Consider the following 14,852-nt stretch of genomic DNA (forward strand, 5'->3'; position numbering starts at 1 on the left):
GTGAAGTCGTTCGTGTGGGACGGGCTGATCGTCGACGGTGTGTGGGGCACGATCAAGGGCCTGGGCACCCTGGTGGGTTTCGGCGGCTGGGACGCGATGGGCCAGGCGTGGAAGGGCCTGGCACAGCTCGCGACCGGCCTGGTGATCACGGCCATCCCCGGGGCGAACGCCCAGTTCTGGACCCTGCCGGACGACAAGCTGCCCTCCTGGCTGCGTGATTCGCGCACGGCGATGAAGGAGACCGGCAAGGCCCTGGTGGCGTGGGATCAGTGGGGCAAGAACCCCGCCCGCGCGGCCGGTGCGGTCACCTTCAACGTGCTGACCACGGTCTTCACCGGCGGCGCGGGCGGCGCGGCGGCGGGTGCGGGCAAGGCCGGCGCGGTCGCCAAGGCGCTGTCGGTGGCGGGCAAGGCCGGCCGGGTCATCGACCCCATGACCTACATCGCCAAGGGCGCGGGCGCCGGTTTGTCGAAGATCGGCGACATCACCAAGGGGTTGAAGGGTGCCGGCACCATCGACATCCCCAAGCTGCCGGAGAACGCGGTCACGCTGCCCGAGGGCACGGTCATGCTTGCCGACGGCACGGTACATCTGCCTGAGGGCGCGGCCCTCCCGAAGGGCGCGACGAAGCTGCCCGACGGAAATGTGCGGCTGCCGGACGATGCCCCGGTCCTGCCCGAGGGCACCACGAGGCTGCCCACCCCGGAGGGCGCCCCGGCGCGCTATTACGACCCGGACGGCAACCTCCTGGACGAGCACGGCAACGTCCTGCAGAAGTCGACCGACGGCCCCGGCGATGTCGTCGACCAGCCCGGCACGCCCGACACCCCCGGCACACCGGCTTCCGGCGCGGACACCCCGCGGGTGCCCGCGCCGGCCAGGGAACCCGCCCTGGTCGGCGCGGGCACCCACACCGCGGAGCAGGCCGGGCAGCACATCCGCCTGGGCGACAGCCTCGAAAACAACCTCGGGGATGTCGGGCGAGTCGACGAAGACGTCCCCACGACACCCGCTGTCCACGCGGACAGTGACGTGCCAAACGGCCACGCAGGCGGTGACATGCCACCTGGAAGCAACCTGGGGGATGCTCTCCCTGACGGAAACACTGGCCACTTCCCGGGCGGCGGAGTCGGCGACAACATGCCGACGAACAGCGTCGAGCCCCACGTCCCCGCTGGCGCCGGAGACCATGCGGTGCCCGGCACGACGGCGGGCGACCACCTGTCGGGAGGCCACGCCGACGGGGTCAGCACTCCAGGTCGGGACCTGCCGGGCGATGGCAGCGCATCCCCTCTTCCCAGCCACGCCGCCGAGCTGCCCACGGGGGGAAGCGGCTTGGACGGCCTCGGCCGAGCCGGGGACAACACGCTCGGCACAACAGGCGGTTCCGGGGACGTTCCGTCCGTATCGGGGCACCCGTCGCCTCCTGAGCGGCCCAGCTTCATGCGGGACGGTGACAACCCGTACGGGCCTGAAGGCTCGCTGACACGGGAGCAGATCCAGGAGATCCAGGTCTACCGCGCCAATCAGGAACCCGGCTACTTCGAGGACTTCTACAAGTCGAACGGGAACCGTAAGAACCTTGAGTTCCTGGACGAGAGCGGGACGACTCCTCCCCAGTTGACCCGGGAATCGCCCCGGCATCCGTGGGTTACCGTCAAGGACGCCCCCGAGCCTCTCAAGCCGCACTATCTCGGCGACGCGACCAAGGTCGGGCGGGAGACCGCTAGCCCAGAAGCCCTCAAGCTGCTCGACGAGGCAGCGGCCAGTCGGCATCACGCCATCGCATATGACCAGGCGGCCGGGCGCCACAAGGCCGAGGCCGTCGAAGCGCACAAGCACGGCCCTACGCCCGAGACGGAATTGACCCGACTCGAGCGCACGAACGAGTACAGATCCGCGCACACAGACATGCGGGACAGTGCGGAAGCCTACGGTGAGGCCATCGCCGAGCACCACGTCGTACCCGAGCGTTACCCGGGTGCCACCCGCGAGACCCTGCACGGCCCCTTGAACGGCAACGACCAGTTCGACCAGGTGTGGAAGCGCGAGGACGGCGGATACGTCGTAATCGAGGCAAAGAGCAGCATCGAAACGGACTTGGGTGCCCGCAACCTGCCCAGCGGCAAGCGGGTGTCGCAGGGTACCAGAGAGTATTTCCTGGACATCATCCAAGAAATGAAGAAGCGCGGTGAAACCATTCCTTCCGAACGAAGGTTGGCGCGACAACTGGAAGACGCACTGGACGAAGGAAAGCTGGACTACCTTGTTGTCAAGGGCCAGAAGAACGCCGGTACGTACAATGGCTACTCAATGAGGGAGTTCGACATCACCGAGAGGAACGCACCGTGAGCGTCACCATCGCCCGGCACGGCGAACCCGGCCCCCAATCCGCAAGCTGGGCTGAGGCACTCGGAGAGGACGTCGCAGCGGATGCGGAAAAGGTCGAGCGCTTGCCCGGAAAGATCGACTTCATGTTCCGGACAGCTCTGCTGCACCTGCAGGCCCGGTGCACGGTCGATCCCCGGGCCGCCCAGCTCGAAACATGGGAAGCGACTGTCTCCGCCCTTCAGATCGGTTCCGCGCTGTTCGCCGCCACGGGGCAGGCCGACGGCACCGTTGAGTGCCGCATCAACCACAAGGTCCGACGGGTCCCGGCCATCGGCCCCCGCCCGTACGCCGATGCCGGGAACTGGCTCACCACGTTCTGGCTCGCCATCGTCTGCCGCGATCAGAAGCGCATCACCCAACTCTGCGAAATTCCGGTGGACCGGCTGCGCTCCCCCGACGGCCAATTCGACGATTACGTCTATCACTGGGTTGCTGCCCTCCAGGCCTACTGGCTCCAAGGGCCCGGCCTGGTGGACGAGCTGACAAACACGTTCCAGAAATCGCATCCCGATGTCGCCACGCTTGCGCCCCGCGACCTGCTGCAGAGCGTGCTGTATCCGCCGATCAACCTGTTCCACCGCTTCCTACGCAAGGACCACGACGGCTTCAACCAAGCACTCGTAGAGGCACTCGAACTGCACAAGGCGTTTTGGACGGCGGATGAGGACAGGGCCAAGGACCCCGAAGGCCGGATTGCTCTCGGGCCGCTCGCCATCGCCTGCCTCGCCTACGACGGGGAGATTCCGATCCAGGTGGTCTCGGATTACCTGCCGAAGCATCTACTCGAGCGCGCCTGGTTGGGCGAGTTCGAGACCTGAGTTTCCGGCCGTCCGATGGGGGTGTTCGCCCGCACGGGTGGGCAGTGGGGAATGAACCCCCAGGCGTCCCATTTTGGCAATCGCCGAAGGAAGAGGGGAGGGCGCCCATCGAGGAGCCGTTGGACTCGCGGGGTGGGCTCGCCGGTGTGGGAATGCCCGACAGTCAGGATTCATGGGAACCGAGCACCCTAGTCGCCCAGCTGCTCTTTGTGGACTTTGACGGAATGTCATCAGATCCCGACGAAGTCATCAGCGATGGTCTCGACGGCGGTTACATGGACCGCTCCGAGGCCCTCGGGCAAGTGCTGGGAGATTCGGATGAGGACCCGGCAGGGCGTTTTCTGGCGTGCGTCGCGCTGACACGCTGGGGTGACGCGATCGGGTACGAAGAGGTGGTCGTTGCCGCTCATTCGCCCGGAGCAGTCGCCTGGCGGGGCGCCTCGTACGACAGGATGCACGGGAAGGACGACACCTTTGGAGTGCTCGCGGACGCTGTGGGAGACAGCATCGACATGGTGGACGAACGCGGCACGGGTGCCAAGCGGGTGAGGGCCGCAGAGGCGTTGTTCGGAGTGGTCGACTCCGAACGCAGCCGATGCCGTTCGCTTCCCCGCGCTGCCCTACGGCACGTGCCGGGAAGCGTTCGGTTCTGCCGCCCGCAACGGCATCTTCACCAGCGTTCCCGACCTGTTGACGAGGAGTTCGGGAATGTCGTCCTCGTAGAACCGCACTTGGCCGATGACTCCCTCGGTCTTCGCGTTGAAGGCGAGCATGTCCGCCAGTGCGACCAGTTCGGGGAGGAGCTCCGCGTGGATCTCCTGCCGGGCCGTCAGGGACCAGTGGTCGGCGCCCTGGAAGAGCCGGCCGGTCAGCAGTCCCCCGATGCGCGCCGCCGGGCCCCGGTCCGCGAGCAGGGGGACGAAGTCGGGCCAGTCCGCCTCGCTGCTGCCGTCGTCCGCGCTGTCGCCCTCCACGTGCCGGCGGAGGTGCGCGAGTACGGCCTCCGGTACGGTCGGCGACAGGTCGAGGGCCAGGTCCACGGCGAACACGTCACTCATGAGGGGTGGGTCTAGGATCCGTCGCCCCGGACGAGCCCTGGGGGCGCCAACCGGGCGGGCGAGGGCCGGAATCGGCATGGGACACCCGGCTCATAGGCTCGAGGGCATGACACCGGACAACGTCGCCGACCCCGAACTGCCGATGCTTTCCGCGGCGCAGGCCACGCACTTGCGCGCACTCGCGGCTCCGCACTGCCGGGACGGACACCAGTACTCCCTCGACTCCTTGGCACACACGTGCAGCAAGACCCCGGAGGAGCACTGGCCCGACCTCGTCGCCGCACACTTCGGCCGCTTGCAGCAGGCGAGCCAGGGCGATGAGAGCGTGGCGGAACTGCTCCGGGGTGCCCACGCCCGGCTGCTGCCCGTCGATTCGATCACCCCGGAGCTTTCCGGTGCCCTGCGGTACGCGCGGGTCGTGGCCGACGGGCTGGTCCTCGCCTACACCCTGGACGGGCCCACCAGCGTGCGGATCCTCACCGACCGGGACGTGGAGCGTGCCGGGCTTCAGGCCCTCGGGGAGGCGGCGCGCGCGAATCTGATGCGCGTGCCCGTGCGGCACGATGAGGTGGGCGTCGAGGGGCAGGCGAGGCTGCACTCCCTGTACGGGGACTCCCCGTTCGTCGCCGGCAAGGCGCTGTTCCTCGAGGAAGTGGCCTGGAAGGTCGTCGGCGAGGGACTCCCGGACGCCGGTGCCCTGGTCGTCGTGCCGACCCGGCACAACCTGGTGTACCACCCGATCACCGACGCTTCCGTGGTGGATGCCGTCAACAGCCTTGCCTCGTACGCGCTGGGTGCTCATGAGGACGGGCCGGGTGCGCTCTCACCACGCGTCTACTGGTGGCACCGCGGCTCCCTGACGTCGCTCACGGTCATCGATCACGACACGCTCACGTTCTCCGTGCGGCCACCGTCGCACCTGCTGGGCCTGATGAAGGGCCTGGTCCGCCTCGACGGGGCCGGCCGTCTCGCCACCCGCGCCACCGCTGAGCCTCCCGCGCTCGGTGAACTCATGTGCAACGCAGCGGAGTCGATGGACCGCCTCGTGCGGGACCCGGCAGCACTGGGCGACGTGTTCCGTTCCATCCTGGCACTCGCCCACGCGCGCTGCGCCTACGATCCGGACGTCGCGCACATCGACACGTGGGACGCGTGGGCCACCGCGACCCGGCTGGGCTCCGCGCTGTTCACCGGCGCGCCGTCGCAGGAGTGCCGCCTGGGCGAGGACCGCGTCTGGCAGCTCCCCGCTCTGCCCGCGGAACCGCCCGCTGACGCGCGTGCCTGGCTCGATGCCCTCTACCTCGCGATCGTGTGCCGTCAGACCGACCGGATCAGCCGGCTGTGCCGGGTGCCGCTGGAGGTGCTGCGTCAGGACGACTCCGTGGACGAGTACGTCCTGCACTGGATCGACACGCTGCAGGCCTACTTCTCGAACGGCCCCAGCATGGATGACGTCGTGAAGAAGCTGATCGCCACCATCGAAACGTCCGGGCGGGACGGCGTGACCCAAGCGCCGCTGGAGTTCGTGAACGGGATCGACTACCAGCCCGCCGCCCTCTTCCACCGGCTCATCGCACGTGACCACGACACCTTCGCCAAGGTGCTCGCCGAAGCTGTCGCGGAGCACGGCAGTTACTGGGGCGCGTCGGCGGCCCCGCGCGCCAGGGTGGCACTCGGGCCGCTCGCGCTGGCGAGCCTCGCCTACGACTACGGGTTTCCCGTCGATCTCGCGCAGCCGTATCTGCCCAGGCATCTGCTCAACCGCGAACGGTTGGAGGAGATTTCCTGACGACAGGCCGCAGACCTGGCTAGAACAGGCTCAGCAACGCCTCCGCCGGATCCGGCAGCCCGTTCCCCCCGTCCGGCAAGGGTAGTTCGAACCACACCGTCTTGCCCCGGGGCGTACGGCGGGAGCCCCACGCCGCGCTGAGGAGGCCGACGAGTTGGAGGCCTCGGCCGCCCTCGTCGGTGTCGCGGGCGCGGCGGCGGCGGGGCTGGACCAGGCCGGAGTCCCAGACCTCGCAGACCAGGGTGCGGTCCAGCAGCAGACGGAGCCGGATCTCGCCCTCGCCGTAGCGCAGGGCGTTGGTGACGAGTTCGCTGACCAGGAGCTCCGTGGTGTCGACCAGGGGCTCCATGTCCCAGCTGAGCAGCTGGGCACGCGCGTACTCGCGGGCCCGGCCCACGCTGCGCGGCTCGCGCGGCAGGGTCCAGTCGCCGACGGACTCGGTGGGCAGGCCCTGTACACGTGCCATCAGCAGCGCGATGTCGTCCTCGCCGTGATGGGTGTCGAGGGTGTTGAGGACGTGGTCGCAGACGTCCTCCAGCGGCTGGGTGGGGTCGGCGAGGGCGCTCACGAAGGCCTGGAGGCCCTCGTCCAGGGGATGGTCGCGGCTCTCGACCAGTCCATCCGTGTAGAGCGCGAGCAGGGCGCCCTCGGGCAGTTCGACCTCGACCTCCTCGAAGGGCTCGCCGCCGACGCCGAGCGGCATGCCCGGCGGCACGTCGAGCATCAGGGCCGGCTCACCCGGTTCGACCAGGACGGGCGGCAGATGGCCCGCGTTGGCGAAGGTGCAGCGCCGGGTGACGGAGTCGTAGACGGCGTAGACGCAGGTGGCGAGGTACACCTCCGACAGGTCCGCCTCCCGGGGGCGGCGGGCCGCCCTGGTCGCCTGCTGGACGCCGCCGGGGGCGCCGAGGCCCCGCGCGATCTCGTCCAACTGGGAGAGCACCTCGGCCGGTTCTATGTCGAGCTGCGCCAGGGTGCGTACCGCCGTGCGGAGTTCGCCCATGGCGACGGCGGCGCGCAGGCCGCGGCCCATGACGTCGCCGACGACCAGCGCGGTGCGGTGCCCGGGGAGTTCTATGACGTCGAACCAGTCGCCGCCGACCTCGCTGGGCCGGCCGGTGTTGGCGTTGCCGGGCAGATAACGGCAGGCGATGTCGAGACCGGAGGCCTCCGGGTCGCCGGGCGGGAGCAGGGACCGTTGCAGTATCAACGCGCGTTCGTGCTCGCGCCGGTAGAGCCGGGCGTTGTCGATGCAGACGGCCGCGCGCGCCGCCAGCTCCACGGCGAGGTCGCGGTCCCGGTCGCCGAACGGCTCGCTGCCCTTCGTGCGGGCGAACTGCACGAGCCCGACGACGGTGTCGTGGGCGACCATCGGCACGGCGAGCGTGGACTGCACGAGCCCGCCGTCCTCGCCGGGAACGGTCTGCGGGCGGGCCGTGCGCAGGGCGTCCGCGCAGGGCGAGTTGAACGGGTAGTGGTGGACGGCACCGACCGCGACGGGCACGCCGGTGCCGGTGAAGGGCGCGTCGGAGACGGCGCTGGCGAAGGCCACCCGGCGCAGTTCGGCGCTGCCGTCGGCGAGCCCGGGCGGGGTCTCGTCGCCGACCAGCAGGCCCTGGTAGAGGTCGACGGTGGCCAGGTCGCAGAAGCCGGGCACGACGACGTCGAGGAGCTGCCGGGCCGTGGTCTCCAGGTCGAGTGAGTTGCCGATGCGGGCGCCGGCCTCGTTCAGCAGGGCGAGGTTGCGCCGGGCGGCGGCGGCCTCGCGGGCGGCGGCGCGGCGCGAGGTGATGTCCGTGCCGAGCCAGGCGATGCCGATCGGCCGGCCCGAACCGCTGTGCACCCGATAGAGGTTGACGGACCAGTGGCGGCGCTCGTCGGAGCCCGGCACGAAACCCGTGACGTGCATGTCCGTGATGGAGTTGCCGGTCTCCAGCACGCGGCGCAGCGTGGCGGCGACCCGCTCGGCCTCGCCGCGCTGGAGGTAGTCGTGGACGCCCTTGCCGCGGTGGTCGTCGGGGTCACCGCCGAAGATGGACGCGAACCTCTGGTTGGCCCGGCGGACGCGCAGGTCGGAGTCGATCAGCAGGAAACCGAACGGGGATTGACTGAAAATGGCCTGCGAGGCGGCGAGGTCGGTCTCGATGCTGCGCAGCGTGCGCACGTCGACGACGATGCAGACGGCGGCCTTCTCGCCGTCCTCGGTGCGCGTCGGCATGACGTACACCTCCGCGAGCCCCTCGCGCCCGCACTCCCCCTCGGCCTCCTTCGGCATCCGGAAGGGCACCACACCGGTCCACTCGCGGCCGTCGAGGATCTCCGCCATCTTGCGCATGCCCCGCTCGCGCAGGCGCGGGTCGATGAACGTCTCGATGGGGTCCATGCCCACGGCGCGTTCGGCTGGGATGCCGAACAGGTGCTCGGCGCGCAGGCTCCACTGGTCGACGAGCCCGTCGGGGCCGATGGAGAAGGACGCGACCTTGATGTAGTCGTAGATGGATCCCGGGGGACTGCTCTGCCACATGGCGTCCCCGGGCTGCACCCCGTCAGCCGCGAGCGCACCTCCCACCGCGGAAGCCAGGCCGTCCGCGGCCATCGCCCTAGCGCCCTCCGACGGGTCCTCGGACTCCGTGGCCCTCGCTGGTATCTCGCTCACGCGAACCGTCCCCTCCAGCTCACCGCGTCCGGCACCGGTCACCGGGGGCGGCTGCCCGCAGTATCCAGCACTACGGTGCCGCACAACACGGTGTTCACGATCACAGCACGGTCCCGATGGTTTTTGGACCGGACCGTGACAACACTTCCAGTCTTCTAACCAGGGGACACGTCGTCGAATCCCGTCCGTCGGCAACCGCCACTGGCCTGAACCATTCACTCGACAGCGGCAGGGCGGACGTACACCGATTTTTCACTCCGGAACCGCGAGTTCGAACCACACGGTCTTGCCCACGTCGCCGGGCCGGGTGCCCCAGCGACGGCAGGAGGAGGCGACCAGTTGGAGCCCGCGGCCGCTCTCGTCCTCGGGCGTGGCGGCGCGCTCGCGGGGCGGGTCCGGGAGCGAGTCCGAGACCTCCACCAGGAGGACGCCGTTCAGTTCGGAGGGGCGGACCAGGCGGACGCCGATGGGGCCCGTGGCGTGCCGCAGGGCGTTGGTGACCAACTCGCTGACCAACAACGCCGTGAGGTCGGCGAGGCTGTCGAGGCCCCAGCCGCGGAGCCGGCCGCGGACGGCCTGACGGGCGGTGCGCACGGCACCCGGCTCGGCGGGAAAGGTCCACTCGGCGCGGTCACCTTCGGTGTCGATCACGCCGATCACTTCCCCGGCAGCGGGCCCGCCCATGTCCTGTTTCATGGGGTTAATGGGCACATACCCGATATCTGGAGCGGAGTACCGCGCGAGTAGCGCACAGTGGCACGAAAGGCACAAGGGGCGCCCGTTCGGCCGCCTTCGGGCCTCGCACGCCCCCGGTTGGCCTCAGGCGCCAGGCACTTCTCCGGCGCCGGGGCCGCCGAGAGGCCCCAGATGCGCGAGAGTCTGCCGTACCGCGGGCACGTCCTGGTCGAGCCAGTCCACGTCCCAGATCTCGTCGGGGCCGAGCCAGCGCAGTTCGTCGTGGTCCTGAAGGGGCTTGGGGGCGGCGGAGCCGGGCCGCAGGCGCGCGGTCCACACGTGCAGGACGTAGGGCGACTTCAGCGGCCACTCCCCCGGGACACGCCCGTCGGCCTCGGCGTCGACGCCGAGTTCCTCGCGCAGCTCCCGTACCAGCGCCGCGTCGGCCGTCTCCCCCGGCTCGACCTTGCCGCCGGGCAGCTCCCAGCGCCCGGCCAACTCGACGGGCGCGCTGCGCCGGGCGGCCAGCAGCCGCCCGTCGTCGACCAGCGCGGCACCCACGACGACGATCCGCTCACTCATGCGGGGAGCCTACGGGAGCGCGGCCGGACACCGGCTCGGAGCACAGGCACGCCCGAGGTCAGTCGTGCGCCCCGCCCTGCCCGTTCTGACCGAGCCGCTCGACCCAGTACAACTGCTTGTGACCGCGGCCGTCGAGGCTGTCCGCGATCTTCTGGGCCTCGGCCCGGGTCGCGTACCGGCCCACGCGGTAGCGGTTGCCGTTGTCGTCCTCTCGTATCACGAGCCAGGGAAGAGTGATCGTGCTGTCGTTCATCGCGCCCCTCCACTTCCCACCCGCGGCCTGTGCCGTGCCCCACCCGATAAGGAAACCGCAATGCGCATATGCCCGAGCCTACGCCTAACCTTCACGCAGCGAATACGGCTTTTCACAAAGAGGTACGCAACCAGCCAGAACGCAGGGGGCGCACGACAACGAACGCGCCGTCCGCGCACCTCGACGCACCCGGTCGGAGACCTACCGCATGCGCCGCCGCCGACCTGCGAGAACAACGGCCGGCCAGGAGAGGCGAACCACCCCGGCCGAGGACGGATCCCGCGGTGATCGTGTGAGCGGGGCGCGCGGGGAGCGCGCCACGGGGCGGATGTGAGCGTTCGCTACTTGACCGGAAGGTGGTAGGCGACCCGGTACCGATCAGCCGGGACGACCACGTCGGCCGTCTCGACCGCGCGGCCGGAGGCGTAGAACGTGCGCTGGATGACCAGGACCACATGGCCGGGGACGCCACCGAGGACGAGCAGTTCCTCCGCGAGCCCGGGGCGGGCGCCCACCTCCTCGGTGACGTTGTCCACGATCACGTCGATCGCCCGCATGCGCTCGACGACGCCCATGCCGCCGAGCGGCCCCTCCTCCGGCAGCATCACCGGCGTACGGCCCGTGACGGCGAGCGGCTCCCAGGAGGTGGAGAGCATCATCGCCTCGCCGCCCTCGCGGTAGAGGTACCTCGTGCACATCACACGCTCGCCCGGCTCGATTCCCAGCCGCTCGGCGATCGCCACACTGGCCTCGGACTGCTCGCTGCCGGACTCCCAGGTGCCGCACCCCTCGCCGTCGGCCTGCTCCTGGCGGAACGGCGTGGCCCCGCCGGTCGGGCGGTATCCGGAGCGGGCGATGCGCCGGGGCACGGGCCGCTCGCGCACATACGTCCCCGAGCCGGAGCGCCCCTCGACCAGACCCTCCGCCATGAGTACCTTGCGGGCCTCCAGGGCGACGGTGTCCGAGACGCCGTACTCCTGGCGGATTCTGGCTTGGGAGGGGAGGCGGGTGTGCGGAGGGAGCTGACCGTCGACGATCTTCTTGCGGAGATCACCCGCGACGCGCAGGTACGCCGGCTGCTCACCGAATGTCACTGGCCGCTCCCATCAGCTTGTACAGACAGCAACAGCGTGGCAACCGTAGGTTGTGCGATGCAAGCAAAGGCCAGAGAATCACTCGATGTGATGACATAGGGGCCCCGAGGGCTTTACGCAGGCACTTTCTCCCCGCTATAGCGGCCGTCACACCTCGGCTTCGGAGTCCCCGCCCTCGGTCTCGCCCGGGGTCGGCGGGGCAGTCGCGAGACCGAGGGCCTTGCGCGCGGTGACGGTCGCCGGGCCGTCGACGTACTCGTACGCCTTGTCGTAGTACGTGTAGTACGCGTCCGGGTCACCGGCCGTACTCGCCTTCGACCACTGCTCGCGGGCGTCCTCCATGTCCTTCACCAGGTCGGCGACGGGCTGCTGGGCGGCGGACTGCCAGAAGTGCCCGCGCAGTGCCTCGACCTGCTCGCCGAGCACGTCGTCCATCTGCTCGGCCCAAGCCCGGTGGCCGGCGAGGTCGTCCTCGGGGGTCTCCTCGGGCTCCTCGTACAGCGCCGCGTCGACGGCGTTGGCCGTGGACAGGAAGACGACCTGGTCGCTGTCGAGCGTGGTGGGGTCGCCGCGCAGGGAGCCGGTCAGCTTGGCCTTCGCGTCCGTATTGCCGAAGATGCAGGTGATCGCGCGGTCGCCGTAACGCCAGCTGTCCTTCGAAGGCATGAGGTAATACACGTCGACGTCGGCCGGCATCGCCCAGGAGTCCATGGCGTACTGGTCCTGGAGCTCGTAGCACCGCTCGTCGGCGATGTCGGTGACCTCGGCGTCACCCGGGAACGCGCCGCCCGGCAGCCTCACGACCGCGAACACCTCGCCGTCGTGCCTGCCTTCGCAGGACACCGGGTCGACGTCGTAGGTGTCGCCCTCCAGACCGCCGGGCGCGTCGAAGCAGTCGCCCTTCTTCAGCGACAGACTCTCGTTGCCCTGCGCCCCGTCCTTGAACCCCTCCCAGGCGTCGGAGACGACACCCGTGGACAGCGTCACCGCCCACAGCACGAGCCCGACGGACGACAGCACAGCGCCGGCGATCGCCAGCCCCCGGCCGCTCTGGCCGTTCCGCCTGATCTGCCGCAACGCGATGAGCCCCAGCACGAGCCCCGCGGCGGGCAGGAAGCAGAGCACGCCGAGCACGAGCGCGGCGACGGCGAGCGCGTTGACGGAGACCGGCGCGCCGTACGGGCGGCCGACGGGGCCGTGGTGACCCCAGGGGCCGTAACCCGAGGGCCCCTGGGCCCAGTTCGCAGGCGGCGGGCCGTACGGGTCCTGGGGCTGCTGGTTCCCGGGGGGCGGCGGTATCGACACGGGTACGGTGCTCCTGGCTGAGGCGATGGGAGAGAGCGGCCGCGCGAAACCGACGACGTACGGCTGGGCGCATCTTGACGTGCTCCCCGGCCTGGAGTCCAGGGATTCCGGCCTGGGCCGGCTGACCCTTCCGGGGCTTCCTGCTTCGACGCGCTGTGCCGGGACTTTCGTCCTCCCAAGAACGAGACGCCGCGACGAGACCACGTCCGCCCGTGACACCCCGGATCCCGCCGCCTTCCCGGGAGTGAGCCCCACGCCGCGCGTCCTGTGCTCCGTGCGGCAGGCCGTGACAGCCACGTTCAGCGCGGAGGGCTTCAAGGCGGCCGCGTTGACCACGTGCGATCTACCGGGGCCGGGCGCCGGAGGAGCCGCCGTACGAGAAGGTCCGGGCGATGGTGGTCTTCGACCGCCCCTTCGGCTTCCTGGCCGTGCGCCGCGGGGACGCGCCTCGTCCTCCGCGGCGGGCCAGGTCACCGACCCGAAGCCCTTCCCGGAGGACGAGGACGCCTACGTACGGGACACGTCAGGAGACTGACGGCCGGTCACGAGCGGGGTCAGAACTGCAGCGCCCAGGCGTCGATCCGTCCGGTGTCGAAGCGGGCGTTGTCGCTCACGCGCAGCTTCCACGTGCCGTTCGCGGCCTCCGAGGAGGCGTTCACGGAGTACGTGGTGTCGATGTTGTCCGCGCTGCCGCCCGTGCCGTACGACTTCAGCGTGTACGCCGTGCCGTCGGGGGCGATCAGCTGGACCTGGAGGTCGCCGATGTAGGTGTGGACGATGTGGACCTCGACGGCCAGGGCGGAGGGCGCGTTGCCGGAGACGCCGGAGACGGTCACCGGGGACTCGGCGGTGGCGTTGTCGGCGATGGCCTGGTCGGCGGTGTTCTCGAAGCGCGGGCCGGGCGGGGTGGTCGTGCCGCCGCCGACGTTGAGGAGCCGGTTGGGCGAGCCGGTGCCGGGGCTGGTGACGACGCCGGTGGTGGCGGCGGCCGTCAGCGCGGCGGAGACCTGCGCGGGGGTGGCCGTGGGGTTGTCGGCCAGGTGCAGGGCGGCGGCTCCGGCGACGTGCGGGCTCGCCATCGACGTACCGGAGATGGTGTTGGTCGCCGAGTCGCTCGTGCTCCAGGCCGAGGTGATGGACGAGCCGGGCGCGAACAGGTCCAGGACCGAACCGTAGTTGGAGTAGCTCGCCTTGGCGTCGCTGGACGTCGTGGCGCCGACCGTGACGGCCTCGGTGACGCGGGCCGGGGACCGGGTGGAGGCGTTGGTGGACTCGTTGCCGGCCGCGACCACGAAGGTGACGCCGGAGGTGATGGCGTTGCGTACGGCCGTGTCGATGGCGGTGTCGCCGGGGCCGCCGAGGGACATGTTGGCGACGGCCGGCTTGACGGCGTTCCGGGCGACCCAGTCGATACCCGCGACGACCTGGGCGGTGGTGCCCTGGCCGGAGTTGTTCAGCACCCGGACGCCGACGACCTTGGCCTTCTTGGCGACGCCGTAGGCGCCTCCGGCGACCGTTCCGGCGACGTGCGTGCCGTGGCCGTGGCCGTCCTGGGCGGTGTTGTCGTTGTCGACGGCGTCGTAGCCGTAGGAGGCGCGGCCGCCGAAGTCGCCGTGCGTGATGCGGACGCCGGTGTCGATGACGTACGCCGTGACGCCCTCACCCGCCTTGTCCGGGTAGGTGTACGAGCTGTTCAGCGGCAGGTTCTTCTGGTCGATGCGGTCCAGGCCCCAGGACGGCGGGCTGGGCTGCGTCCCGGTGATGCGGAACGTCCTGTTCTGGACGACGGAGGCGACGGCCGGGTCGGCGGCGAGACGTTTCGCCTCGGTCTCGGAGGCCTCGACCTCGTAGCCGTTCAGGGCCTTGGTGTACGTGCGCTCGATGTCGGCGCCGTATTTGTGCGCGAGCGCACGGCCCTCGGCGGAGCCGGCCCTCTCGGTCTTCAGGGTCACGATGTAGCTGTCGGTGACGGCGTTCGCCGCGTCCTCGTACTGGATGCGCCCTTCGGACGCGGCCGGGGCCGCGCCGGCGGGGAGGGCCGAGACGAGGCTCGCGACGAGCGCCGCGGTGGCCGTCGCACCGAGCGCGGCCAGTCTTCGCCGGGTGGATCTGCGGGGAGTACGCATCACTGCCATCTGAGGGGTCCTCCTCAATCGGTGGTGCGCTGTGGGGTGTGTTGCACGCCCGTCGGCCACCCGAGGTCATGGTCATGTCAAACACCGGGCGACATC

The 14,852-nt window shown here is 70.3% G+C and carries 11 protein-coding genes; 3 read left to right on the forward strand and 8 right to left on the reverse strand.

All coding sequences use genetic code 11. From position 1 onward, the window contains the following. Positions 1-2,352, forward strand: a 2,352-nt coding sequence (locus tag AOQ53_RS46290) for a hypothetical protein (RefSeq protein ID WP_330219351.1), incomplete at its 5' end; no start/stop codon positions are given. Continuing rightward, entirely contained in the window at positions 2,349-3,209 is an 861-nt protein-coding gene (locus tag AOQ53_RS16130) for an immunity 49 family protein (protein ID WP_059417971.1), read from the forward strand. The genes AOQ53_RS46290 and AOQ53_RS16130, both read left to right, overlap by 4 nt. Positions 3,210-3,829: 620 nt before the next feature. On the opposite strand, the gene AOQ53_RS16140 is transcribed toward AOQ53_RS16130, so the two are convergent. Then, complete coding sequence (locus AOQ53_RS16140) at positions 3,830-4,267, reverse strand: hypothetical protein (protein WP_059417974.1); 438 nt, start codon at positions 4,265-4,267, stop codon at positions 3,830-3,832. Between the two features lie 106 nt (positions 4,268-4,373). Between AOQ53_RS16140 and AOQ53_RS16145 the strand changes: the two genes are divergently transcribed. Beyond that, positions 4,374-6,056 (forward strand): immunity 49 family protein, encoded by a 1,683-nt coding sequence (locus tag AOQ53_RS16145; RefSeq protein WP_059417976.1) that lies wholly within the window; start codon positions 4,374-4,376, stop codon positions 6,054-6,056. A gap of 19 nt (positions 6,057-6,075) precedes the next feature. Here AOQ53_RS16145 and AOQ53_RS16150 read toward each other — a convergent pair whose 3' ends face one another. From AOQ53_RS16150 to AOQ53_RS16180, 7 genes are all read right to left on the reverse strand, one after another. Then, a complete protein-coding gene (locus tag AOQ53_RS16150; RefSeq protein WP_059417977.1) occupies positions 6,076-8,712 on the reverse strand; it encodes a SpoIIE family protein phosphatase in 2,637 nt (878 codons plus the stop codon). A gap of 252 nt (positions 8,713-8,964) precedes the next feature. Then, positions 8,965-9,408: an ATP-binding protein gene (locus AOQ53_RS16155; protein ID WP_174523300.1), complete on the reverse strand. Its 444-nt coding sequence runs from the start codon at positions 9,406-9,408 to the stop codon at positions 8,965-8,967. A gap of 123 nt (positions 9,409-9,531) precedes the next feature. Next, positions 9,532-9,969, reverse strand: a complete 438-nt coding sequence (locus tag AOQ53_RS16160) for a (deoxy)nucleoside triphosphate pyrophosphohydrolase (RefSeq protein WP_059417981.1) — start codon at positions 9,967-9,969, stop codon at positions 9,532-9,534. Positions 9,970-10,027: 58 nt separating this feature from the next. After that, positions 10,028-10,222 (reverse strand): SPOR domain-containing protein, encoded by a 195-nt coding sequence (locus AOQ53_RS16165; protein ID WP_059417982.1) that lies wholly within the window; start codon positions 10,220-10,222, stop codon positions 10,028-10,030. Positions 10,223-10,563: 341 nt separating this feature from the next. Beyond that, positions 10,564-11,316 (reverse strand): GntR family transcriptional regulator, encoded by a 753-nt coding sequence (locus AOQ53_RS16170; RefSeq protein ID WP_059417983.1) that lies wholly within the window; start codon positions 11,314-11,316, stop codon positions 10,564-10,566. Between the two features lie 147 nt (positions 11,317-11,463). Next, complete coding sequence (locus AOQ53_RS16175; RefSeq protein WP_059417985.1) at positions 11,464-12,621, reverse strand: DUF4190 domain-containing protein; 1,158 nt, start codon at positions 12,619-12,621, stop codon at positions 11,464-11,466. Between the two features lie 554 nt (positions 12,622-13,175). Then, complete coding sequence (locus tag AOQ53_RS16180; protein WP_059417987.1) at positions 13,176-14,756, reverse strand: S8 family peptidase; 1,581 nt, start codon at positions 14,754-14,756, stop codon at positions 13,176-13,178. Positions 14,757-14,852: the final 96 nt, after the last annotated feature.

The organism is Streptomyces azureus (genome assembly GCF_001270025.1).
Classification (GTDB): Bacteria; Actinomycetota; Actinomycetes; order Streptomycetales; family Streptomycetaceae; genus Streptomyces; species Streptomyces azureus.